The organism is Wenjunlia vitaminophila DSM 41686, assembly GCF_000380165.1.
GTDB lineage: Bacteria > Actinomycetota > Actinomycetes > Streptomycetales > Streptomycetaceae > Wenjunlia > Wenjunlia vitaminophila.
The window spans coordinates 1-23777 of sequence record NZ_KB904654.1; the positions used below are offsets into that span (position 1 = coordinate 1).

The 23777-nt window shown below is 72.6% G+C and carries 21 protein-coding genes and 1 pseudogene; 9 read left to right on the forward strand and 13 right to left on the reverse strand.

The features are described 5' to 3' along the window. Positions 1-90: 90 nt before the first annotated feature. Genes A3IG_RS0106765 through A3IG_RS0106775 form a run of 3 tightly spaced genes read right to left on the reverse strand, consistent with a single transcriptional unit; the run spans position 91 to position 2013 of the window. Positions 91-810 carry a DUF3710 domain-containing protein gene (locus A3IG_RS0106765; RefSeq protein WP_407701015.1) on the reverse strand — a complete coding sequence of 240 codons (720 nt, stop codon included), beginning with the start codon at positions 808-810 and terminating at the stop codon, positions 91-93. A 58-nt stretch (positions 811-868) separates the two neighbouring features. After that, positions 869-1408, reverse strand: coding sequence for a dUTP diphosphatase (gene dut, locus A3IG_RS0106770; RefSeq protein WP_018382790.1), 540 nt, complete (start codon positions 1406-1408; stop codon positions 869-871). Beyond that, positions 1408-2013 carry a PaaI family thioesterase gene (locus tag A3IG_RS0106775; RefSeq protein WP_051087407.1) on the reverse strand — a complete coding sequence of 202 codons (606 nt, stop codon included), beginning with the start codon at positions 2011-2013 and terminating at the stop codon, positions 1408-1410. Before A3IG_RS0106775 ends, dut begins: the two co-directional genes overlap by 1 nt. Positions 2014-2127: 114 nt before the next feature. Here A3IG_RS0106775 and A3IG_RS0106780 point away from each other — a divergent pair, with 114 nt between their 5' ends. Next, positions 2128-3009, forward strand: coding sequence for an SDR family oxidoreductase (locus tag A3IG_RS0106780; RefSeq protein WP_018382792.1), 882 nt, complete (start codon positions 2128-2130; stop codon positions 3007-3009). A gap of 156 nt (positions 3010-3165) precedes the next feature. Further along, positions 3166-3612, forward strand: a complete 447-nt coding sequence (locus tag A3IG_RS0106785; RefSeq protein ID WP_026219971.1) for a DUF3093 domain-containing protein — start codon at positions 3166-3168, stop codon at positions 3610-3612. Between the two features lie 86 nt (positions 3613-3698). Here the strand turns inward: A3IG_RS0106785 and A3IG_RS28795 are convergent, their stop codons facing one another. From A3IG_RS28795 to A3IG_RS0106805, 4 genes are all read right to left on the reverse strand, one after another. Further along, the gene (locus tag A3IG_RS28795) at positions 3699-4652 is read right to left on the reverse strand and encodes a hypothetical protein (RefSeq protein WP_051087408.1); all 954 of its coding nucleotides are present in this window, start codon (positions 4650-4652) and stop codon (positions 3699-3701) included. An 11-nt stretch (positions 4653-4663) separates the two neighbouring features. Next, positions 4664-4963 (reverse strand): DUF4193 domain-containing protein, encoded by a 300-nt coding sequence (locus A3IG_RS0106795; RefSeq protein WP_018382794.1) that lies wholly within the window; start codon positions 4961-4963, stop codon positions 4664-4666. 711 nt (positions 4964-5674) lie between these two features. Next, on the reverse strand, positions 5675-6964 hold the full coding sequence (locus tag A3IG_RS0106800) for a sensor histidine kinase (RefSeq protein WP_407701013.1): 1290 nt from the start codon (positions 6962-6964) through the stop codon (positions 5675-5677). 5 nt (positions 6965-6969) lie between these two features. After that, a complete protein-coding gene (locus tag A3IG_RS0106805) occupies positions 6970-7623 on the reverse strand; it encodes a response regulator transcription factor (RefSeq protein ID WP_018382796.1) in 654 nt (217 codons plus the stop codon). A gap of 540 nt (positions 7624-8163) precedes the next feature. Here A3IG_RS0106805 and A3IG_RS34505 point away from each other — a divergent pair. Beyond that, complete coding sequence (locus A3IG_RS34505; RefSeq protein WP_018382797.1) at positions 8164-8334, forward strand: hypothetical protein; 171 nt, start codon at positions 8164-8166, stop codon at positions 8332-8334. A 196-nt stretch (positions 8335-8530) separates the two neighbouring features. Continuing rightward, entirely contained in the window at positions 8531-9754 is a 1224-nt protein-coding gene (locus A3IG_RS0106815; protein ID WP_026219973.1) for an FG-GAP-like repeat-containing protein, read from the forward strand. 294 nt (positions 9755-10048) lie between these two features. Here the strand turns inward: A3IG_RS0106815 and A3IG_RS0106820 are convergent, their stop codons facing one another. Both A3IG_RS0106820 and A3IG_RS0106825 read right to left on the reverse strand, forming a co-directional pair. Further along, positions 10049-10849, reverse strand: a complete 801-nt coding sequence (locus A3IG_RS0106820; RefSeq protein ID WP_018382799.1) for an inositol monophosphatase family protein — start codon at positions 10847-10849, stop codon at positions 10049-10051. A gap of 52 nt (positions 10850-10901) precedes the next feature. Beyond that, the gene (locus A3IG_RS0106825) at positions 10902-12032 is read right to left on the reverse strand and encodes a ferrochelatase (protein ID WP_018382800.1); all 1131 of its coding nucleotides are present in this window, start codon (positions 12030-12032) and stop codon (positions 10902-10904) included. Positions 12033-12243: 211 nt separating this feature from the next. On the opposite strand from A3IG_RS0106825, the gene A3IG_RS0106830 reads away from it, so the two are divergent. The 3 genes and pseudogenes from A3IG_RS0106830 (at position 12244) to sepH (ending at position 16417) form a co-directional block, all read left to right on the forward strand. Beyond that, entirely contained in the window at positions 12244-13617 is a 1374-nt protein-coding gene (locus A3IG_RS0106830; RefSeq protein WP_018382801.1) for an MFS transporter, read from the forward strand. Then, complete coding sequence (locus A3IG_RS0106835; RefSeq protein WP_018382802.1) at positions 13553-14884, forward strand: D-arabinono-1,4-lactone oxidase; 1332 nt, start codon at positions 13553-13555, stop codon at positions 14882-14884. The genes A3IG_RS0106830 and A3IG_RS0106835 overlap by 65 nt, the downstream gene beginning before the upstream one ends. 427 nt (positions 14885-15311) lie before the next feature. Continuing rightward, positions 15312-16417: pseudogene (gene sepH / locus A3IG_RS0106840) on the forward strand (septation protein SepH). A 41-nt stretch (positions 16418-16458) separates the two neighbouring features. On the opposite strand, the gene A3IG_RS0106845 reads toward sepH, so the two are convergent. After that, positions 16459-17298 (reverse strand): sulfurtransferase, encoded by an 840-nt coding sequence (locus tag A3IG_RS0106845; RefSeq protein WP_026219974.1) that lies wholly within the window; start codon positions 17296-17298, stop codon positions 16459-16461. Positions 17299-17835: 537 nt separating this feature from the next. Between A3IG_RS0106845 and A3IG_RS34125 the strand changes: the two genes are divergently transcribed. Together A3IG_RS34125 and A3IG_RS0106850 are read left to right on the forward strand one after the other, a co-directional pair. Further along, positions 17836-18009, forward strand: a complete 174-nt coding sequence (locus tag A3IG_RS34125) for a hypothetical protein (protein ID WP_157862232.1) — start codon at positions 17836-17838, stop codon at positions 18007-18009. Positions 18010-18148: 139 nt separating this feature from the next. Beyond that, positions 18149-18931, forward strand: a complete 783-nt coding sequence (locus A3IG_RS0106850) for a VOC family protein (RefSeq protein ID WP_026219975.1) — start codon at positions 18149-18151, stop codon at positions 18929-18931. Positions 18932-18982: 51 nt separating this feature from the next. Here the strand turns inward: A3IG_RS0106850 and A3IG_RS0106855 are convergent, their stop codons facing one another. From A3IG_RS0106855 to A3IG_RS0106865, 3 genes are all read right to left on the reverse strand, one after another. Then, positions 18983-20152: an alkaline phosphatase family protein gene (locus tag A3IG_RS0106855; RefSeq protein WP_018382806.1), complete on the reverse strand. Its 1170-nt coding sequence runs from the start codon at positions 20150-20152 to the stop codon at positions 18983-18985. Between the two features lie 23 nt (positions 20153-20175). Next, the gene (locus tag A3IG_RS0106860; protein WP_018382807.1) at positions 20176-20763 is read right to left on the reverse strand and encodes a DUF5998 family protein; all 588 of its coding nucleotides are present in this window, start codon (positions 20761-20763) and stop codon (positions 20176-20178) included. Between the two features lie 141 nt (positions 20764-20904). Then, positions 20905-23748 (reverse strand): bifunctional acetate--CoA ligase family protein/GNAT family N-acetyltransferase, encoded by a 2844-nt coding sequence (locus tag A3IG_RS0106865; RefSeq protein WP_018382808.1) that lies wholly within the window; start codon positions 23746-23748, stop codon positions 20905-20907. Between the last annotated feature and the right edge of the window lie 29 nt (positions 23749-23777).

Below are 23777 nucleotides of genomic sequence, written 5' to 3' on the forward strand. Positions count from 1 at the left end.
TACGAGGACGACCCTCCGCCTTGCGATCGCACGCACCAGACGCCGCGACCCCCGCCCTCCGGGCGGACGGCGCTACTTATCAGACAGGCCCTAGTGGACCTCAGTGATCTCCGGGCCCCGCCGGAACGGGTCGAGGTTCTGCGCGGAGAAGCGGCCCTCCCCGTCCTCTCCCTGCTGGGTGGCCTCCGGCACCATCTGGGCGTCCTCGGGGAGCTTGAGCACGATGGGGTCGCGCGGGGCCATCGGCGCCTCGCCACGGACCACCACGGTGTCCCGCAGGATCTGCTCCAGCAGCCCGGCGGACTCGGGTTGCACCGCGCCCTGGCCGGAGATGACCCCGCGCAGGAACCAGCGGGGGCCGTCCACACCCACGAAGCGCACCAGTTGCACGCCGTTGGTGCCGTCCGGGAGCTGCACCGGCACCCGGGCCCGCAGCTCCCAGCCCAGGGGCCCCTCGACCTCGTCGACGACCCCGCCCTGCTGGGTGATGCCGGAGGCGATCTCGTCCCGGACCTCTCCCCAGATGCCCTCGGAACGCGGAGCGGCGAACGCCTGGAGCTGGATGGCGCTGTTCTGGAGCACCACGGTGGCCGCGACGATGGCGTCACCGGCCACCTCCACCCTCAGCTCCATGCCCTCCACCCCGGGCACGTAGAGGCCTCCGAGGTTGACCCGGCCCTTGCCCGGCTCACTGACCTCGGAGATGTCCCAGGGCCCTTCGGGGCGCGGCGCTGCGGGGAGGTTCACCCGGCGCGGCTCGTCCTCCGGCGCCTCCTCCTCGGCGTCGTCCGCCGACTGATCCCGGTCCAGCGAGCTCTCGGACTGCTCAGGAGCCTCTGTGCTCTTACTGCGGCGACGACGGAACACGTCACTGTCCTTCCCGGTCTACGACGACCGAAGAGTATCCATTCCCGCCGGTCCGGCCGCCAACCGCGGCGTCGGCGGTCAGATCGGCGTGGCCGCCGGTGGAGCCGAGGCCGTCCTCGGCCCTGGCCGAGCCCGGCAGCCGCGCCACCTCGTGGAAACGCACCAGCTCGACCCGCTGGACGACCATCTGGGCGACGCGGTCCCCCCGGCGGAAGACGACCCGCTCGCGCGGGTCCAGATTGACCACGATCACCTTGATCTCTCCACGGTACCCGGCGTCGATCGTTCCCGGTGCGTTCACCATGGAGACCCCGCACCTGGCGGCGAGTCCCGACCTGGGGTGCACGAACGCGGCGTAGCCGGCCGGCAACGCGATGGCGATCCCGGTGCGCAGCACCGCGCGCTCCCCGGGGTCCAGCTCGGCGTCCTCCGCGGTGCGCAGGTCCACCCCGGCGTCCCCGGGGTGGGCGTACTCGGGCAGCGGCAGCTCCGGGTCGAGCCGCCGGACCAGCACGTCCACGGGCGAGGCACCCGGCCGCATCAGGGGTTCACCTCGAAAGCCCGGTCAGCGGCGATCCCGGGCCGGTCGCGGAGCACGGCCTCCACGTCCTCGGCCCGGCCGTGCGTGGTGAAGTGCGCCATGGGGACCTCGACGTACAGCGCGTCCGCGCGTACCGCGAGCGGGCCCTGCGGGCTCCCGATCCTTGCCTCGGCGGTGGAGTAGATCTTCCGCCGGTGCACGGCGGTGCAGCGTGCCGACAGGTGCAGCACCGCGTCCACCGGCACCGGGAGCAGGTAGTCGGTCTCCAGCCGGCGGGTCACGGCCACCGCCCGGAGCATCCAGTTCACCGCCCCGAGGACCTCGTCCAGCGCGCTGGCCAGGACCCCACCGTGGGCCAGGCCCGGGGCGCCCTGGTGGTCGCCCTGCAGCCGGAGCTCCGCGGTGACGGCGACGCCGTCACTGGCCCTGCTCACCAGGTGCAGCCCGTGCGGGTGCCGGGGGCCGCAGCCGAAGCACTGGTCGTAGTGGGAGCCGAGCAACGTGCCGGGGGCCGGTGCGTCGGGGTGCCGAACCGGTTCCTCGGCCTCGGGGGGAGGGGTCAGCGCCGCCCCGGCGGGCGCGTCGGATGCAGTTGGTCCACTCACGCCTGCTGACACTACCGTCGGTAGCGCACTTGCCGAAGGCAGGATCTTTTCCGGCCCGGTGTCCGTTGCCCCCTTCAGGCCGATCGCCCACCCGTCCGTCCCCGGAGTCGCCCCATGACCAAGTCCGTCGTCGTCACGGGTGCCAACAGCGGCATCGGTCTGGCCGTCGCGCTGGAGCTGGCCCACGCCGGGTTCGACGTGATCGGCACGGTCAGGACGGCGGAGAAGGCGGCAGCGCTGCGGGAGGAGGCCGAACGGACCGGCACCGCGGTGCGGACGGTGCTGCTGGACGTCTCCGACGCCACCTCCACGGTGTGCGCGTTCACCGAGGTCGCCCAGATGACCAACGGCGGGCCCTGGGCCGTGGTGAACAACGCCGGCGTGGCCCAGCCGGGGGCGGTTGAGGACGTGGACGACGAGCGGGTGCGGCGGCAGCTCGAGATCAACCTGGTGGCGCCGGCGCGGATCGCCCGCCTGGTGCTGCCGCAGATGAGGCAGCGGCGCGGCGGGCGGATCGTGAACATCTCCTCGGTGTCCGGACGGATGTCGATCCCGCTGTTGGGTTGGTACTGCGCGAGCAAGCAGGGGCTGGCCGCGGTGACGGACGCGCTGCGGATGGAGGCCGCGCCGTTCGGCGTGAGGGTCACGCTCATCGAGCCGGGGGCGTTCGGCACGGGGATCTGGGAACGCGGCATGGCCCTGCTGCCGCAGCGGCAGCAGTCGGCCTACCGGGACCAGTACGAGGGCGCGCGCGAGCTGCTGCGGAACGCGGGCGACCTGCCGGGGCCGCGGCCGGTCGCCAGGACGGTCCTGCGGGCGCTGCGGGCCCGCCGTCCCCAGCCGCGTTACCTGGTGGGCGGCGTCGCGCGGGGGCAGGCCGCGCTGGACGCGCTGGCGCCCACGGCGGCGTCGGACTGGGCCAAGTCCGTGGCGGTGGGGTTGCGCACCCCACCGGCCCGGGTGTCCAGGGCGCTGGGGCTGCTGCGGGGCCAGTGAGCGCCGGCGTCCCGGGCCGTGCTCGGTCCCGGGTTCCGTGGGGCGTGGTGCGCCGACGGTCCGCCGCCCCGTGTGCGGCCTGGACGGCCGCCCGGGCGTGTCCGGGGGCGGACGGGCGGTGCGACCCCACCGTGCGCGGCATGCCAAGCTGTGGTCATGCAGTCCTACGAGGAACGCCTCACCGTGTCCCGGTCCTGGTGGGTGATCGCCTTGGTGACCGGGGCCTGTCTCGGTCTGGTCGTCCTGCCGCTGGGGACGGTTCCGGCGCTGCTGGGGCTGGTCGGCGGGGTGGTCGCGGCAGCCGTCGCGGTGAGCGCCTACGGCTCGGCGCGCATCCGCGTGGTGCAGGGGTCGCTGGTCGCCGGTCCGGCACGGGTCCCGGCGTACGCGCTGGGCGAGGCCCAGGCGCTGGACCCGCAGGAGGCCACCGCGTGGCGGTCGCACCGGGCCGATCCACGTGCCTTCATGCTGCTGCGGGCGTACATCCCGACGGCGGTCCGGGTGGAGATCGTCGATCCCGAGGACCCCACGCCATACCTCTACCTGTCCACCCGGCACCCGGAGCGCCTGGTGGCCGCGCTGGGCAAGGCTCCTGACGCCTGAGGCCCACCGCACGCCCGAGGAGCTGCCCGTCCCCGTCCCCCGGGCGCGGGGCACCGCTGCCCGGGGGACGGGGACGGGGACGGCAGTTACCCGGGGAGTTCTTCCCGACCCGGCCAGGGGGAGTTGGCCGGGGCGAGCTGGTCCCAGGGAACGGCACGGGAGCGCAGGTCCGCACGGATCTCGGCGGCGAGCCGCCGGGTGTCGCGGCGGTTCACCACACCGCCGATGGCCGCTCCGATCAGGAACGGCGCCAGGGTGGGCAGGTTCCGCAGGGTGCGTTTGAACAGTCGCTGCCGCAGTTCCCGTTTGAGCTGGGCGCTGAGGGCCGCGGCGATGCTGCCCTGCTTGAGCACGTCCACGCCCCTGCGGTTCGCCCAGGCGCCGACGTAGGCGTAGGCGCGTTGGGTGGTGGTTCCGGGCGGGCGGAGCCCGTAGACCTCGTGGAGCTCGGCGATGAGCCTGATCTCCACCGCGGCAACACCCAGGGTCTCGGTGGCCAGCTCCACCGTCATGGCGGGGGGCACGGGCAGGGACGCCGCCGCGCCGACCCCGGCTCCGACGGTCGCCGTGCCCCGGGCCGCCGCGGTGACCAGCCGGTCGGCGAGCTGCTCGGCGTCGAGGCCGGGGAACCGTTCGCGGAGTGTGGCCAGGTCACGGACCGGGATGCGGGGCGCGGCCTGGAGCAGCCGCTCGGTGAGCGCGGCCAGGCTGACCTTCCGGCCGGTGCTGGTCTCCGGTGCCGCCGGGACACCGCCCCCGGCGAGGACGGCCCAGTCGTGCTCGGCCGGACCGTCCAGCACGGCACCGCCGTCGGCCCCGGCCTGCCCGGTCCTGTTCCGGCCGGCCCTGATCCTGCTGAGCCCGGCCCTGCCGACGCGCCGGACCGCGAGCGAGGCCGTGCGCCGTCCTCGCTCGCTGTTGACGTCGGCTTGCTGGTCCGTGGGGGACGCACCCTGTCGGGGCACGGCGGCGCCGGCGGGCAGGACGGCCGCGCCGTCCCCCGTCGTCCGCTGCTGGTCGACGCGGTCCTCGTCCACCACGGCTGCCCTGCTCAGGCCGCGCAGTCGCGGCAGATCGGCTGGCCGTTCTTCTCCTTCGCGAGCTGGCTCCTGTGGTGCACCAGGAAGCAGCTCATGCAGGTGAACTCGTCGGCCTGCCGGGGCAGCACGCGAACCGACAACTCCTCGTTGGACAGGTCCGCGCCGGGGAGCTCGAGGTTCTCCGCCTGCTCGAACTCGTCCACGTCAACCGTCGAGGTGGACTTGTCGGCCCGCCGGGCCTTCAGTTCCTCGATGCTGTCCTCGTTGAGGTCGTCATCGGTCTTGCGTGGGGTGTCGTAATCCGTTGCCATGTCGCCTCTCCCCCTCCGGGTGTTTGCGGTATCTCCAGCGCACGTAACGCGTGAGAGGCCGGACTTGTGCCCGACCCGAAGCGGAGATTTTGCCCTAACTCAAGTCCTGTTACTCAATCGACACCCAACCGCACCCCCGAAGAGGTGATCAGTGGTGGGGGTCAGGGGCACCGTGGGCGGTGAAGCCAACGCACCGTCGGGGCGCTTCATCGTGTACTTCCCGTGATCATGCCCATCGAAAACTCCCGGGCTCCACGGTCTTGACAGCACGCCCGACCGGCACGCCAAACCCCTCCAGTAGAGGGTTTCAACGCCGCGGCCGGGGCAGCCTACTCCACCCCGCACCCCGTCTCGACACCTGGTGAGCGAACACACTGAGTGATCAGCCGCTCGGCCGGAAGCCGACGCCGACGCCTCACCCGCGCCCACCGACCGCACATGCTCGACCACTCCAGGCGACGAAAAAGAATGACCGGAAACTCATGTGTGATCGCTCACATCGATTCGATCAAGGGGAAGAAGTCCGATTGCGCCCGATAAGGGAAGCCGCCGGCATGGAGCGACCGTGGACCCCCACCGAACCCGAAAGCCGCACCCGGCCGGGCACGAAAAGGGGGTGGGAGAACCGCCCATTCCGCCCGGTCGGAAACACCCGCGCTGCTTCGGTCACGGCCGGCCCGTGCCCGCCCCGGCCCCCCGGGTCCGTACCGGTCAGCACGGGATGACCACGCGCATGTCGAGGCCACCGCCGGGGCGTGGCACCGCCGCGATGGTGCCGCCGTGCGCCCTGACCACGGACCGCACGATGGACAGGCCGAGGCCGACTCCCTTGTCGCTCCCGGTGCGGTCAGTGCGCAGCCTGCGGAACGGCTCGAACAGGCTGTCCACCTCGTACCCCGGCACCATCGGTCCGGTGTTCGACACTTCGAGCACGGCCTGACCTCCGCTCTTGCCGCTGCTGATGCTCACCCATCCGTTTTCGGCCACGTTGTAGCGGACCGCGTTCTGCACCAGGTTCAGTGCGATCCGTTCCAGCAGCACCCCGTTGCCCTGCACCACGGCGGTCTCCAGGCTGCTGCGGAGCTCCACGCCGCGGTTCTCGGCCTCGCTCCTGGCCTGTTCCAGCGCCTGGACGGCCACCTCGGCCAGGTCCACCGGCTTGCGGTCGGTGAGCTCGTTCTCACTCCGCGCCAGCAGCAGCAGGCCCTCCACGAGCTGTTCGCTGCGTTCGTTGGTGGCCAGCAGGGTCTTGCCGAGCTGCTGGACGTCCGGCGACGCCTGCGGGTCGGCGAGCTGCACCTCCAGCAGGGTGCGGTTGATCGCCAGCGGGGTCCGCAGCTCATGGGAGGCGTTGGCGACGAACCTGCGCTGGGAGTCGAACGAACGGTCAAGCCGGTCCAGCATGTCGTCGAAGGTGTCCGCGAGCTCCTTCAGCTCGTCGTCCGGGCCGTCGAGCTCGATCCTGCGGTGCAGTTCCGCGCCCGCGACGCTGCGCGCCATCCGGGTGATCCGGCCCAGCGGGTGCAGCACCCGCCCGGCCATCCCGTACCCGAAGGCGAAGGCGGCCACGGTCAGCCCCAGCAGCGCGAGGAGCGACCTGCGCAGCAGCGCGTCGAGCGCCTCCTCCCGCTGCAGCGCCATGTACTCGGCCGTGCAGCGTTGCAGGTCGCTCTGCTCCACGGTGCCCCCGTCGGCGTACTTCTGGCACACCTCGCTGGTGAACGTGACCGTGCCCTCGAAGCGGAACGGCAGCGGGCTGCTGACGTCCACGCTCCTGGCCACCAGCCAGTAGATCAGCGCCACCAGCAGGATGCCGGCCATCAGGAACATCCCGCCGTACAGGACGGTGAGCCGGAACCGGATGGTCGGCCGCAGCCAGGGGATGCGGGGCGGCGGCGGCGGGTCCCAGGCGGGCTTGGGCGGCACCGGCCGGGGGACCGCGCTCCTCCGCACCGCGTTGGACGGCGGTGCGCTGGGCCTGGGCGGGGGGAAGGTGGTCACGGCCCTCAGATCCGGTAGCCCGAGCCGGGGACGGTCATGATCACGGCAGGCTCGCCGAGCTTGCGGCGCAGCGTCATCACGGTGACCCGCACGACGTTGGTGAACGGGTCCGTGTGCTCGTCCCACGCCTTCTCCAGCAACTGCTCGGCGGAGACCACGGCGCCCTCACCGCGCATCAGCACCTCCAGCACCGCGAACTCCTTCGGCGCGAGCTGCACCACCCGCCCGTCGCGCCGCACCTCGCGCCGGCTGGGGTCCAGCCGGATGCCGGCCCGCTCCAGCACCGGGGGCAGCGGCGCGGTGCTGCGCCGGCCGAGCGCCCGGACCCGGGCCACCAGCTCGGCGAACGCGAAGGGCTTGGGCAGGTAGTCGTCGGCGCCCAGCTCGAGCCCCTCCACCCGGTCGCTGATGTCCCCCGAGGCGGTGAGCATCAGCACCCTGGTGGGCAGTCCCAGCCGCACCAGCTCTCGGCACACCTCGTCACCGTGGACCAACGGCAGGTCACGGTCGAGGACGACGACGTCGTAGTCGTTGACACCGATCCGCTCGAGGGCGGCCTGGCCGTCGTAGACCACGTCCACGGCCATGGCCTCCCGGCGCAGACCGGTGGCCACCGCATCGGCGAGCAACTGCTCGTCCTCGACGACGAGAACCCGCAACGGGCTGTCCTTCCTGTTCGTTCGACGCTTTTCGTTCGGCCCGGTCGGCCTGGCCGGCCAGGGCAGTCGCCGGTCGCCGGCGGTGCCTGGACCGTCGGCTCGGCTCCTGGCCGCGGCGGCCCAAAGGCCCGGCGCAGCCGACCCCGGTGACCCTCGCGCCAGAGGCCGAGCGGAGCCGACGGTGACTCCATCGTGCCTCCCCCCACCGTAAGGCGGAGGTAAGCCGTTGCGGGAACGATCCGCTGCTCACCCGGGCACCGCCACGGCCAGCCCGGACCGGAGTCCCCAGCCCGGCGCGGCACCGCGGGGCCCACGGAGTGTGACCTTTTTCCTCGTGGGATGAGGTTTTGCCTCCGGGATGCGTGGGGAAGAGCCCTGGCAACCCGCGACCAGCGGCGCCGGAGGACCGAGCGCACCGCGCAGGGAACAACCGTGAGCACACACCCGGCTACCGTCCGGGTTCCGGGGTTCCAACCCCCATCCGATCAAGACGCCGAACACGTGGACACGTGTCACCGACCGTGAACAGGGGGCGCCACCATGGACGCGTTCACCGCAGGCATCCTGCACCGCATACGCAGCACCGAGATCGCCCTGCGCGACGCGCTCCGGTCAGGCGACGACTTCCTCGCGGAAGTCGAGCAGGCCGAGCTCGAGGACCTCCACCGGCTCGCCGCCGAGCACGGGGTGTGCGTACCGCAGGGCACCTGACGCTCCTCCAGTCGGTGTGAGGCGGTGCGTGGGCCCGCGGGTGCGGGGTGCCGCCCGGACAGGGCAGACTTGGCCCGCGACCACCGCCGGGCCCCCGCGGGGGAACTGGCTGATCGCGCGCGTCCCGGGGGCCGGGCGAGCCCGGCCGGCACCGGCGGCTCACACACTGACGCACAGCAACGGGGGGATGCCGTCCATGAGGAACCGTTTCGTCCGAGGCGTGGCAACACTCGCCGGCCTCGTGCTCGCCGGCACCGGCACCGCCGCCGTGAACGCCACCACGGCAGCCGCGGACGTCTACGACTGCCCGGCCGGCTACTGGTGCGGCTGGACCGGCGAGAGCGCCACCGGGCAGATGTTCAAGACGAACAAGGACGTCGCGGACCTGGGAAGCCTGGACAACACGTTCTACTCGTACGTCAACCACACCAACCTGATCTCCTGCCTCTACGACGCCAGGAACTACGACGTGTCGGGCGGCTACCATGCCCACTCCCCCGACGAAGCGGGCGCGTACACCTCCTACACCCGGCCGTCGATCAGCTCGATCAAGTTCGTCCGCACCAAGCGCGAGTGCGGCTCACCCGCCTACCCGTACTGGTTCTCCGATCCCTCCCCCACGGCCTCCGGCTTCGGGGACATGAACGCCGACCGCATGGCCGACGTCATCGTCCGCGACAAGGCGGGACGGCTGTGGTTCACCCCGGGCAACGGCACCGGCCGGCTCATCGGCGCCGGCGGCTGGAACAGCATGAGCGCCCTCACCCGGCACGGCGACTTCAGCCGCGACGGCCGCGAGGACCTCATCGCCCGCGAGGCGGCCACCGGCAAGCTGTGGCTCTACCCCGGCACCGGCACCGGCTCCCTCGGCTCCCGCCAACTGATCGGCTCGGGCGGCTGGAACAGCATGCGCCACATCACCGCCCTCGGCGACCTGACCGGCGACGGCCGCTCCGACCTGGTCGCCGTCGAGAAGGCCACGGGCAAGCTCTACCTGTACCCGGGCACCTCCACCGGCAAGCTGGGGCCGCGCACGCTCATCGGCTCGGGCGGCTGGAACGCCATGAACGCGCTCGTGGGCATGGGCGACACCAACGGCGACCGCCGCCCCGACCTGTACGCGCGCGAGGCGGCCACCGGCAAGCTGTGGCTCTACCCGGGCACCTCCACCGGCAGGCTCGGGTCCCGCACGCTCATCGGCTCGGGCGGCTGGAACGCCATGGCCAACTTCATCGCGGTCGGCGACTCCTCCGGCGACGGACGTCCCGACCTGCACACCGTCACCAACGAGAACTACGTCATCGACGGGTACCCGGGCAACCCCGGATGGCTGCTCACCTACCAGGGCCTGGGCAACGGCCGCCTGGCGAGCGGCGTGCGGACCAACGGCGACTGGTACCTCCTCAACGGCTTCTGCTGAGCCCTGAGCCCGTCCGCGCACCGGGCGGGACAGGGCTCGGGGACCGGCCGTTCCGACGGCGACGGGGGAGAACCCGCCCGGGTTCTCCCCCGTTCCGCACCGGCACCCTCCCGGCCCCTAGGGCCTGTCTGATAAATCCCGCCTGGGTCGTGACGCCTGGCACGCACGCTCGCTGCGTTGTCGGGATCGTCCATGTACGCCCAGTACGAGGACGACCCTCCGCCTTGCGATCGCACGCACCAGACGCCGCGACCCCCGCCCTCCGGGCGGACGGCGCTACTTATCAGACAGGCCCTAGTCGTGCCAGGCGCCCAGCTCGTCCACGAGCCGCTGGAGCGGGTCGAAGATGCCCGGGACGGCGACCACGGTCAGCTCCTCCGAGGGGACCTGTCCGGGACGGCCGCCGACCAGCGCGCCGGACTCCCGGGCGAACAGCACCCCGGCGGCGTAGTCCCAGCGCTTCAGGCCCCGCTCGTAGTAGCCGTCGAGTCGCCCGCAGCCGACGTCGCACAGGTCGATGGCCGCGGCCCCGGCCCGGCGGATGTCACGCACCTGGGGCAGCAGGGCCCGCACCACCTCGGCCTGGTGGGCGCGGCGCTCGGCGACGTACCCGAACCCGGTCGCGATCAGCGCCTGCTCGAACGGGGGCGTGTCCCTGCAGTGGACCCGCTCGCCGTCCCGGAAGGCCCCCTGACCCTCCGCGGCGTGGTAGAGCTCGCCGCGCATCGGGGCGGCGACCACACCGACCACGGCGCGCCCGTCCACCTCGGCAGCGATGCTCACGCCCCATGACGGCAGGCCGTAGAGGTAGTTGACGGTGCCGTCCAGCGGGTCGATCACCCAGCGGACGCCGCTGCTCCCGACGGTGGTGCCGCCCTCCTCGCCGAGGAAACCGTCCGTCGGCCTCCGTTCGGAAATGAAGTCGGTGATCAGCTTCTCGGCCGCCACGTCCATCTCGGTGACCACGTCGATGGGGCTGCTCTTGGTGGCCGCCACGGCGAGGTCGTCGGGCCGTCCGGTGCGCAGCAGCTCACCAGCCCTGCGGGCGGCCTCCTGCGCGATCTCCAGCAGTTCGGTCACGGGGGCTTGGGTCACGGGATATCCCTGTCTGTGGTGCGTTGTGGTGGTGCGGTGTTCCCGCGCCCGGTCAGTCCAGGCCGGCGGCTGCCGGCCGGCGGGCGCGGGGGTTGGGACAGCAGCCCAGGGGGCAGATGTCGTGGCTGGGCCCGAGGGCGCCCAGGGCCGGGCGGCTCGGCTGCTCCCCGCGTTCGGCGGCGGCCCGTTCCAGGACGAGCTGTCGCACGGCGGCGACGAACCCGGGGTGGGCTCCGACGGTGCGGGCCCGGGTGACCGGGAGGTCCAGGTCCGCGGCCTTGGCCGTGGCCTCGGTGTCCAGGTCGTACCTGACCTCCATGTGGTCGGAGACGAAGCCGATGGGGACCATGACCGCCGCCACGGCTCCCGCCTCGCCGAGGGCCTCCAGGTGGTCGCAGACATCCGGTTCCAACCAGGGGACGTGCGCGGCGCCGCTGCGGCTCTGGTAGACGAGCTCCCACGGCCGGCCGGCGACCCCGGTCGCCTCGGCCACGCCCCGCGCGACCAGGTCGGCCACGTCCCGGTGCTCGGTGACGTAGACGCCGGGGTCGCCGTGCTCGTCGGTCGGGCCCGACGTCCCGGCCGCGGCGGTCGGGATGGAGTGCGTAGTGAACACCAGGTGGGCCCGGTCCCGCAGTTCCTCGGGCAGTTCGCCGAGCGCGGCCAGGGTCGAGTCGATCATCGGCTCGACGAACCCGGGGTGGTTGAAGTAGTGCCGCAGCTTGTCCACGGTCAGCTCCGGATGCCCCTCGGCGGCCAGCATCGCCAGGGCGTCGGCCAGGTTCTCCCGGTACTGACGGCACCCCGAGTAGGAGGCGTAGGCGCTGGTGGTGAGGGTCAGCACCCGGCGGACGCCGTCGCCGACCATCTCCCGCAGGGTGTCCACGAGGTAGGGGCGCCAGTTCCGGTTGCCCCAGTAGACGGGCAGCTCGAGACCGTGGTCCAGGAAGTCCGCACGCAGGGCGGTCAACAGCTCGCGGCACTGCTCGTTGATCGGGCTCACCCCACCGAACCGGTAGTAGTGCTCCCCCACCTCGGCGAGCCGCTCCCGAGGGATGCCACGGCCGCGGGTCACGTTCTCCAGGAACGGGATGACGTCCTGCGGACCCTCCGGTCCGCCGAAGGAGAGCAGCAGCAGGGCGTCGTAGGGGGCGGTGTCCGCCACGGTGCGCAGATCGGGCATGTCACGATCCTGCCACCTCGGGGTCCGGGGGCCGCTCCCGCCCCGGGACGGGCGGCGCCAACGGCGCGTCATGCCTTCCTCGTCGACTCGAAATATCACCAGACAGCCCGCACCGAGGTGTGTAACCTGTCAACGATACAAACACGCCTTACCCAATGGCCTGGTCCCGGTGCGCCATCAAGACCGGTGCGTTCTGAACCGTGGAGTGCCCGTGCTCGCCCCGTATCGAGCGATCTTCGCCGCGCCCGGCGCCAGGGCCTTCTCCGGTGCCGGTTTCGTCGCCAAGATGCCGATCTCCATGCTCGGCATCGGCATCGTGACGATGATCTCCCAACTCACCGGCGAGTACGGGATCGCGGGCGCGCTGTCGGCCACCCACGCGCTGTCCCTGGCGGTGCTCGGCCCCCAGATATCCCGTCTGGTCGACCAGTTCGGCCAACGCCGGGTGCTGCGGCCCGCACTTCTGGTGACCGTCCTGGCAGTGACGGGTCTCGCGGTGTGCGCCAGCCTGGGGGCACCCACCTGGACCTGGTTCCTGTGCACCGCCCTCGCCGGGTGCACGCCCAGCATGGGGTCGATGGTGCGGGCCCGCTGGGCCCACCTGTACGGGGGGACGCCGAAGCTCCACACCGCCTACTCGTTCGAGTCGGTGCTGGACGAGGTCTGCTTCATCATCGGGCCCATCATCTCCATCGGCCTGTGCACCGTCCTGTTCCCCGCCGCCGGTCCGGTGCTGGCGATCACTCTGCTGACCGTCGGGGTCTTCGCGATCACGGCCCAGCGGTCCACCGAACCGCCGCCGCACCCCAAGGTGCGCGCGGGCAGGGGCTCGGCACTGCGCTCCCCCGGGCTTCAGGTCCTGGTGGGGACGTTCGCCGCGGCCGGGGCGATCTTCGGCAGCGTGGACGTGATCACCGTGGCGTTCGCCGACGAGCAGGGCCACAAGGGGGCGGCCAGCCTGGTCCTGGCGGCGTACGCCCTCGGCTCGTGTGTCGCCGGCATCGTCTTCGGCCTGATGGGGCCGAGGGGGCGGGCCCAGCGCCGCTTCCTGATCGGCGTGGTCGCCATGGCCGCGAGCATGCTCCCGTTGCAGTTCGTCGGCAGTCTCCCCGCCCTGGGTGTCGCGGTCTTCGTCGCGGGGTTGGCCATCGCCCCGACCATCGTCACCACGATGGCACTGGTCGAGCGCATGGTCCCGCGGGCACAGCTCACCGAGGGAATGACCTGGGTCAGCACCGGACTCGCCGCCGGCGTGGCGGCCGGGGCCGCGGTCTCCGGATGGGTCGTGGACCGTTCCGGGGCGCAGACGGCCTTCCTGGTCTCGGCCTGCGCCGGGGCGCTGGCGGTGCTGGTGGCGAGCCTGGGGCTGCGCCGGCTGCGGGACGTTGAGGTGTCGTCCGGGGAGACGGGCCAGAAGTCCGTCCCGCCGGACGCCGGAGCACCGGGTCAGGACCGGAACGCACCGTCGCCCCCGGCCCCCGAGGCCGAACGCAGCACCGCCCCGGGCACAGGAGGAGCACATGACGAGGACGGGCACCTGGCCGCGGCGGACGAGCCCCGGGGTCTGGAGCAACTGGGCGGGTAACGTCCGGGCCCACCCCACCCGCACCGTCCGCCCGGCCACCGTGGAAGAGCTGGCACGGCAGGTGCGGAGGGCCGCCGAGGACGGTCTGCGGATCAAGGCGGTGGGGACCGGGCACTCGTTCTCCGCGGCGGCGGCCACCGACGGGCTGCTGGTCCAGCCCCAGGGGCTCACCGCCGTGCGGGAGATCGACCGGGTGGCCGGAACGGTCACCGTCGAGGCGGGGCTGCCGTTGCGCGAGCTGAACCGGGTGCTGACCGCCGAGGGACTCGCCCTGACCAACATGGGCGACATCATGGAGCAGACCGTGGCCGGAGCGGTCAGCACCGGCACCCACGGCACCGGCAGGGCCTCCGGCTCACTCGCCGCCCAGGTCCGGGCGGTGGAGCTGGTCCTGGCCGACGGCACCGTGGTCACCACCTCCGCCCGGGAGCGGCCGGAGCTGTTCGACTCGGCCCGACTCGGCCTGGGGGCGCTGGGGGTCGTCAGCGCGCTGACCTTCGCGGTGGAGCCGGCGTTCCTCCTCACCGCACAAGAGGAGCCCATGCGGTTCGACCGGGTGATCGCGGAGTTCGACCAGTTCGTCGCCGAGAACGAACACTTCGAGTTCTACTGGTTCCCGCACACCCGTGGCTGCATCACCAAGCGCAACAACCGCAGCCCGGGACCGGCGGCGCCCCTCCCCCGCTTTCGCGGCTGGGTGGATGACGAACTGCTGTCCAACGGTGTCTTCCGGGCGGCCTGCGCGCTCGGCAGGACCGTGCCGGCGACGATCCCGGCCGTGGCCCGACTCTCCTGTCGGGCCCTGGGCGCGCGCAGCTACACCGACACCTCCTACAAGGTGTTCACGAGCCCCCGCCGGGTCCGCTTCGTCGAGATGGAGTACGCGGTGCCGCGGGCCGCCGCCGTGCCCGCGCTGCGCGAGCTGCGGCGCTTGGTGGACCGCTCCGACTGGCGGATCAGCTTCCCGGTCGAGGTGCGCGTCGCCCCGGCCGACGACCTGTGCCTGTCCACCGCCTCGGGACGGGACACCGCCTACCTCGCCGTCCACATGTACCGGGGCACCGATCACCGGGCCTACTTCGCCGCGGTCGAACGTGTCATGACGGCGCACCAGGGGCGCCCTCACTGGGGGAAGGTGCACGGCAGGGACGCCGCGTACCTGGCCGACGCCTATCCCCGGTTCGGCGAGTTCACCGCGGTGCGGGACCGGCTGGACCCGGACCGCCGGTTCACCAACGACTACGTGCGCCGCGTGCTGGGGGAGTGAAGCGGCGCGACAACCGGCGCGCCAGTCAGGGAGCCCGCCCCCTGAACGCCCCGTCACCACCTGGGATCACGCGGTCCGGCGGGTCCCGTTCGGAGCAGTCGAGGGCATACGAAAAGATCAACCAGAAGAAACGATGAGAGGGCGCGTCGAAACATCCGAAAACGTCCCAGTCTGCGAAGATGAACACCGTTGCGGGGGAACGCCCGGCCGGGGCAGGGTGTCAACTCCAGCGCCACCACCGAAATTCGACGGCGCGGTGGTCCACTCACATGGGCCAAATGGAGTACTGTGCCCAGGGTGCCGCAGCAGAGGATGGAAAGGGACAACGCGGGGTGACATGAGGGCGTCACGCAGCGTTGCGAACAGGTAACCGTGCCATAACGGCGGGCCGGGGAACTTCCCGACACGCCAGGCAACTCGCAAGGTTGTGGCAGGCTGCACCCGGGCAGGCCACACTCGTCCAACGGGAGCAGCGACGCAACGGACGTCGGCAGGCACCACCGGGAGGTTCCCATGCCCGAACTGCGTGTCGTGGCCGTCAGCAACGACGGCACACGACTGGTGCTCAAGGCTGCCGACAACACGGAGTACACGCTCCCCATCGACGAGCGGCTCCGCGCCGCGGTCCGCAACGACCGCGCCCGTCTCGGCCAGATCGAGATCGAGGTCGAGAGCCACCTCCGCCCACGCGACATCCAGGCGCGGATAAGGGCCGGCGCGAGCGCCGAGGAGGTCGCCCAGCTCGCCGGCATCCCGGTGGACCGGGTGCGCCGCTTCGAGGGCCCGGTGCTGGCCGAGCGCGCCTTCATGGCCGAGCGTGCCCGCAAGACCCCGGTGCGCCGCCACGGCGAGAGCACCGGTCCGCTCCTCGGGGACGCGGTGGCAGAGCGCCTGCTCCTTCGCGGCGCCGAGAAGGACTCCGCCCAGTGGGACTCCTGGCGCCGTGACGACGGCATCTGGGAGGTGCTGCTGGTCTACCGGGTCGCCGGTGAGCCGCACTCGGCGAGCTGGACCTACGACCCGCCGCGCCGTCTGGTCCAGGCCTGCGACGACGAGGCCCGGGGCCTGATCGGGGAGACCACCGAGCACCCCGAGCCGAGCTTCCCCTTCGTCCCCCGCATCGCCCGGCTGCCCCGCGACCGGACCACCGACCGGGACCGCGACAGGCCCAGCGCTGGCTCGAGTCGTTCCGAGGAGGACCGGGACTCGCTGACCAGCCTGCTGGACGTGGTGCCGAACTTCCGTGGCGACATGGTGGTGCCCGACCCTCCGGCAGCCGCGACACCGCCGTCGGAGGAAGCCGAGCAGGCGGACGAGTCAGCGGAGGCGGCTCCTCCCGCCCCGGCGGCGAGTGCGGGTGCCGGCTCGGCCTACGCCGACGTGCTGATGCCGCGCTCGGTGAGCGGCCACCGGGACCGACTCGTCGGCAGCACCGACCGCCAGGCGGAGGCCGACGGCGTCCGTCCCGGGCGCCGGGCCACCGTTCCCAGTTGGGACGAGATCGTGTTCGGCAGCCGGCGGAAGAAGGACTGACCGCCGGCGTCCGGGGACCCACGGGCCCCCGGACGCCTCGCTCACCCGCGGTCCCGTCCCGTGGCCACCGGGCGCTGCGGGTCCCCCGACCACTCACTCCAGGAGCCGGGGTACAGCGCGGCCGGAACGCCGGTCAGGGCGAGGGCCAGGATCTCGTGGGCGGCGGTGACGCCCGAGCCGCAGTAGACGCCCACCCGGACCCCGGGCTCCGCGGCTCCCAACGCGGCGAACCGGGCGGCCAGGACGTCACGGTCCAGGAACCGTCCCCCCGCGTCAACGTTGGCGGTGGTCGGCGCGCTGACCGCGCCGGGGATGTGCCCGGCGACCGGGTCCACCGGCTCGACCTCGCCCCGGTACCGCTCCGCGGCCCTGGCGTCCAGAAGCAGCCCGGAACGCGCCAGTTCCGCGGCCTGGTCCGCGGTGAGCACGGGCATGCCGCCCGGACGGACGGTGAAGTCACCCTTCTCGTCCTCGGGCACCGCCCGATCGAGTGGGAACCCCGCGGCGGTCCAGGCCCGAAGCCCGCCGTCCAGGACCCGCACCCGGCCGTGACCCGCCCAGCGCAACAGCCACCAGCAACGCGCCGCCGCCATCGACGACGCGGCGTCGTACACCACCACCTCCCGGTCCGCGCTCACCCCTGCCCGGCGCATCACCGTCTGGAAGGCCTCCGGCTCCGGCAACGGGTGACGGCCCCCGGCGCTCGGTGGCCCCGCCAAGTCGGTGTCCAGGGCCATGAAGTGGGCACCCGGGATGTGACCTTCCGCATAATCGGACCGGCCCGGCGGCCCACCGAGCTGCCAACGGATGTCCAGAACGACCGGGCTTGTCGCCCCGGCGAGGTCACGGGCCAGCTCTTCGCTGGTGATGAGGGAGTTCATGGCCCCATTGTGGTCGGTGCCCGGGCAGTGCCATTGTCAGGACCGGACCAGACAGCCACCCGCGCCGACCCGCACCCTGACGAGGACCGACGTGAGCGAGCCACAGGACGCGCCGAAGAGCACAGCACTGCGCACGCCTCCTGCGCCAGTACGATCCGACGACGGGTCAGGTATGACCGTCGCACGATGAGCCCTCCGAGGAACATGGACACGCCGGCTGTGGAACGTCGACAGGGACCGCGAGCACCCGACGCCGAGCGAACCCCCCGACCACGCCGCAGCGTCGTGCACCCCCACCCCGACACGCGCAGACGTGAGCGAGCCGCAGCCACACCAGCGGCGAGCGAACCCCCGACCACGCCGCAGTGTCGTGCACCTTCACTCCGGCGATGTGGGGACGTGAGCGAGCCAAAGGCCGCGCCCCTGCCGAAGAGACGAGACCAAGCGACCGAGGCACGAGGGAGCGCAGCATCGAGGAACGCCGGCAGGGGCACCCCAAAGCGGCCGGCGGCGAGCGAACACGAGGGAACCAGCGCCGTGAGCGAGCCAAAGGCCGCGCCCCTGCCAAGAGACGAGGAGAAGGTCGCGAGGAACGAGCGACCGCACGACGAGGAACGCCGGCAGGGGCCCCGCAAAGCGGCCGGCGGCGAGCGAACCCCCGGGAAAACCCGCAGCGTCGTGCACCCCCGCCCCGACAACGCGCAGACGTGAGCGAGCCAAAGGCCGCGCCCCTGCCGAAGAGACGAGGAGCAGGTCGCGAGGAACGAGCGGCCGCACGACGAGGAACGCCGGCAGGGGCCCCGCAAAGCGGCCGGCGGCGAGCGAACACAAAAAGAGGAGACTCCGTCTTATGAGCGAGGTTATGGCCCGGCCCGTCCAGGGCACTCCGTGCTGGGTCAGCCTGCTGGCCCGTGATCTGTCCACCGCACAACGCTTCTACGGTCAGTTGTTCGACTGGGAGTTCCGCGCGGGGCCCCAGCACTTCGGGCCCTACTGCCGTGCCCTGCTGGGTCCTCACCAGGTGGCCGGCCTTGGCGCCATCCCGGCCGGTCGGAACCTGCCGGTGGCCTGGACGATGTACGTCGCCAGCGACAACGCCGACGCGACGGCGGCACGCATCCGGGACTCCGGTGGCACCGTCGCGGTGGGGCCCCTGGAGTCGGATTCGGCCGGTCGGATGGCGATCGCCGCGGACCCGAGCGGAGGGGTGTTCGGCGTGTGGGAGCCGCGTGAGCACCTCGGCGCCGACCTCACCGGGGAGCCCGGCTCGGTCGCGTGGAACGAGTTGCTGATCCGGGACGCCTCCTATGTGGACGCCTTCTACTCGCTGGTGTTCGGCTACGCCACCGAACCGGTGTCGAGCCCGTTCGACTGGCGGCTGCTGCTGCTGGTCCAGGGAGAGGCGGTCGCCGGGATCAGCAGCATGGGCGCGGAGATGCCCCCGTCCACCAGCCCCTCCTGGATGACGTACTTCGCGGTGCGGGACACGGACGCCTCGGTGGCGCGGGCGGTGGAGCTTGGGGGCACGATGGTCAGCGGGCCCGAGGACTTCGGGTACGGCAGGCGGGCCACCCTGGCAGACCCCGAGGGTGCGACATTCTCCGTGTTGGAAAGCCCCCGCTCGCGGGCGTAGGGCGAACCCGGAGGTCAGCGCGAGTACCGGACGACCTGATGGCCGACGTGGTCAGGTGCGGACCTCGAGGAGGGGCACGAGCTGCTCCGCCGGGGTCATCGAGCCGTGCAGCCCCACCATGGAGGACTCCCCCGGCTCGGTCCTTGAGGCGATCACCGCCATGTCGTCCCGGGCGGCGGCCACCACGTCCCCGATCCTTCCGTACACCCGGTTGTCCACCCGCGGCCCGAACCAGCCCGCTTCGATGGCCTGGTCCCGGGTGGCCACCCACATCTGGTCCCCGAGCACCTCGCTCCACACGGCGTGGACGTCCGCCTCGGCCCCCGGCACCGCGTAGACGTGCCGGGCTCTGCCCTCGCCACCGAGGAGGGCCACGCCGGCGCCGAGCTCCCAGTCGTCGTCGAAGTCCACCCGGTTCTCGGGGGCGACGTCGATCATGCCGTGGTCGGCGGTGACGTAGAGGGCGGAGCGTGGTGGCAGCAGCTCGGCGAGCCGCTGGGCGAGCCGGTCCACCCGCATGAGCTGGCCGCGCCAGGCGTCGGAGTCCACGCCGTACCGGTGTCCCATGGCGTCCAACTCGCTGTAGTACGTGTAGACCAGGGTGCGGTCGGCCGCGGCGAGCCGTTCGGCGGCGAAGTCCATCCGGTCCTCCCCGGTCAGCCGCCCGAAGAACGTCCCCCCGGAGAGAGCCACTCTGGTCAGCGGGGTGTGCTCGAACAGGGGGGAGGACACCTGGCAGGTCTCCACGCCTGCGGTGTGGGCGCGTTCGAAGACGGTGGGATACGGCTGCCAGGCGTGCGGGTCGGTGTGGGGGGACCAGCGGAGTTGGTTCATCAGCGTGCGGGTGCCGGGCACCATCACCATGTACCCGGCGAGTCCGTGGGCGCCGGGGGGCAGTCCGGTGCCCACCGAGGCCAGGGAGGTGGCCGTGGTCGACGGGAAGCCGGCGGTGAGCGGTTCTCCGCTGCCGCCCAGGGAGGAGCCGAGCAGCGAGGTGAGGAACGGGGCCTCCTCGGGGTGGGCCCGCAGCAGCTCCCAGCCGAGACCGTCCACCAGGAAGACGCACGCCCGGTCCGCGGGGGGCAACTCCAGGCCGCCGCCACCCGGGAAGCCCGGCACGCCGAGCCCGCGGGCGATCGCCGGCAGCAGGTCACTGAGCGAGGCGGAGCCGTAGCGCGGGGCCGGCGCGGTGGCGGGGTCCACCGGGGAGGGATAGATCATCGGCGGTGGCGGACGACGGCCGGTCAGCCGGCGGCCTGGGCCGTGGCCTCGGAGAGGGCCTGGGCGAACGCCAGCGCCTGGGTGACCGTCTCCGGTCCGTCCCCGGCCTCGCTGACCCGCAGGCTCAGGTCGTCGGAGGTGGAGGAGCCGGTGTAGCCGTGGTCGGCCTCGCAGTTGGGGTCGCCGCAGGCGGCCGGCTCAAGGTCCAGCCGGCTGACGGCCCCCCAGCCGATGGTCAACACCACCTCGCGGGGCAGGACACCCGGGGCGTAGGACTCGGGGTTGGCCACGACCCGGCTGAGCACCACCGAGGAGATCCGGGCCAGCTTCACCGACTCGGTGGAAGTGGTCGCGTAGGGCGAGGGCGAGGTGTCGTCGGCGGACTGTTCGTCGGTGTGGCTCACGATGAAGCGGGTGCCGGTGAGCACCAGGACGGTGACGTGCCGGCGCACCTCGTTGGCGTCGAACGTGGTCTCCTGGTGGACCAGGTAGGACACGACCGGTTCGGCTCCCACCGCGGACTCCACAGCGTCCCCGACGAGCGCGGGGTAGTAGCCGCTGCGCTCGATGGCCGCGCGCAGGCCCTGGGTGGTGGTGCCGGTCTTCGCCATGCACTCCATCCTAGGGCGTATCAGCCGCCGGGACAGACACGCTGTCGGGCTGGAGGGGCCTCCTCGAGGAGCGCGTGAGCGCCTCACGTGCCGGGGTGCCGCCACTGCCGTCCCCCCTGCCTCCGTACCCGGCGCCGGAGGTCACCACCAGGAGAGCCGGCGCGGCCCCAGGTCGTCCCGCGCGGGTGGCCTGGCCAGGCGCACCGTCGCGCCCAACACCGCCAGCCCGGTCCGGGCGGCGACCACCGGCTCCAGGTCCACCGCGGCGACCTCCGGCAGGTCGTGCACCAGCAGCGAGACCCGCAGCAGCAGGTCCTCGAGCGCGGCGGTGTCCACCGGCTCGGCGCCCCGGTAGCCGAAGAGCAACGGCGCGCCCTTGATCGACCGCACCAGTGCGGCCACGTCCCGGTCGGTGGCCGGAACAAGTCGGTGCGCCACGTCACCGAGCAGTTCGGAGGGGGGTCCGGCGAGCCCGAACGACAGCACGGCGCCCAGTGCCGGGTCCACGGCGGCCCTGATCACGGTGTCCACGCCGCGCGGGGCCATGGACTGGACGACCAGCCGCAGCTCCCCGGCCGCGCCGAGCGTCGTGGTCAGGTCCCGGAAGGCACGCCGCAGGTTCTCCTCGTCGGCCAGGTCGAGCCTGACCCCGCCCAGGTCGGCGCGGTGCCGCAGGTGCTCGGCCGTGGTCTTCAGGGCCACGGGGTAGCCGAGCAGCCGGGCCGCCCCCACCGCGGAGTCGGCGTCCGTCGCGGCGAGCGCCGTGCGCAGCCGGATGCCGTACCTGACCAGCAGCCGGGAGGCGTCAGCGGGAGCCAGCACCATCGGGCGCTCACTGTGTTCCTCGTGGGCAGCGAGCAGCGCCGCGACCTGGGTCCGGGCCGAGGTGACGTCGATGTCCTCGAACTGGGGCACCTGGCCGGGAGTGGTCTCGGCACGCCGCCAGCGGGCGTAGGTCGCGGCCTCGGCCAGCGCCCGCGCGGCACGTTCCGGCGCCGGGTAGGCGGGGACGCGGGCCACGGACCGCGCACCCCCGTACCCGTCCGCGTCAGCGTCCACGTCCGTGGCCTCGTCCACGTCCGGGGCCTCGTCCGCGTCCTCCTCGGCGAGCAGGAGGGCCGGCAGGTCGTCGAGGGCCAGGTGGGTGACCACGACGGGTTTCCCGGCGCCGGTGGCCGCGTTCCTCAGCTCACGCGCGAGGTCGGAGGCGTCCCAGTGGGGCCCGCTGTCGCCCCCGGAGACCGGCGGGATCGCGGTGACCAGGACGGCGTCGGTCCCGGGGTCGGCCAGCGCGGCAGCGACCGCGGCGCGGAAGTCCTGGGTGTCCGCCCCGGTGGTGAGGTCGTGGGGCTGCGCCGGGCGGAGCCCTCCGGTCAGGCAGGCGTCGTGGGCGACGGCACCCAGGGACCCGGAGTTGCCCACGATGGTCACCCGGTCGCCGGGCGGCAGCGGCTGGCAGTCCAGCAGCAGGCCGACGTCGAGCAGGTCGGTGATGTTGTCCACCCGGATCACCCCGGCCTGGAGGAACAGGTCGTCCGCGGTGGCGTCGGGCATCCTGGTGGTGGGCACGGCGTGTCCTGCGGGCACGGAGCTTCCGGTGTGCCGGCCGCCCTTGACCACCACGACGGGCTTGCTGCGGGCGGTGCGCCTGGCCAGCCGGGTGAACTTGCGGGGGTTCCCGAATGACTCCAGGTACATCAGGACCACTCGGGTTGCCGGGTCCTCGTGCCAGTACTGGAGCAGGTCGTTGCCGGAGACGTCGGCACGGTTGCCCGCCGAGACGAAGCTGGACAGGCCGAGGCCGCTGCGGTGGACCCCGGCCAGCAGGGCGATGCCGATCGCCCCGGACTGGGTGAACAGGCCGACTCGGCCGGGGCGGGGCAGTTCCGGCGAGAGCGTGGCGTTGAGCCGGACGTCGGGTGCCTGGTTGGCGATGCCGAAGGCGTTGGGGCCGATCACCCGCATACCGTCGGCGCGCGCCCGACGGACGAGTTCGCGCTGCCGTTCCCTGCCCTCCTCCCCCGTCTCCGCGAAGCCGGTGCCGACCGCCAGCAACCCCTGGACCCCGTGCGTACCGCACTGGGTCGCGGCCACGAGCGCCTGTTCTGCGGGGACGGCGAGGACCGCCAGGTCAACGGGCTCGGGGAGGTCCGCCACCGAGCGGTACGCGGGCACACCCTCGGGGTGCAGGGTCGCCGTGCCCGGGGCGAACGCCGAGTTCACGGCGTACACCCGGCCGGTGTAGCCGGCGGCCAGCAGGTTGGCGAGGATGGTGCGCCCCACCCCGCCCGGTTGTCTGCTCGCCCCCACCACAGCCACCGAACGGGGCGCCAACAGCCTCCGCACCGACCGGGCCTCGGCCCGCAGTTCCCGGGCCCGCATCACTTCGAGTGACGCGTCCGTGGGTTCGAGCTCGAGCTCGAGGTGGACCACGCCCTCCTCGAAGCTGCGCCGCTGGGTGTACCCGGCGTCGGTGAAGACCTTGGTCATCTTCCGGTTCTCCGGGAGCACCTCGGCCACGAATCGGCGGATGCCGCGTTCCCTGGCCACCGCGGCGATGTGTTCCATCAGCGCGGAGGCGACCCCGCGGCCCTGGTGGGCGTCCTGCACCAGGAAGGCGACCTCGGCCTGGGCTCCCCCGCTGGCACCCCGGCCCCGGTCGTCGATCCGGTCGTAGCGGACGGTCGCGATGAACTCGTCGCCGACCGTGGCGGCGAGCCCGACCCGGTCCACGTAGTCGTGGTGGGTGAAGCGGCGGACGTCGCGGTCCGAGAGCCGCGGGTAGGGCGCGAAGAAGCGGTAGTACTTTGAGGTGTCGGAGACCTGGGCGTAGAAGGCCACCAGTCGATCGGCGTCCGCGGGGGTGATCGGGCGGATGTGTGCGGTACCACCGTCCCGCAGGACCACGTCCGCCTCCCAGTGCTCGGGGTAGGCCGGCTCCGGATCGTCCGACGGGTGGCCGCCGCCGTGCGCACTGACTGCCATTGCGTCAGCGTATGTCGTAGGTCGTGGTG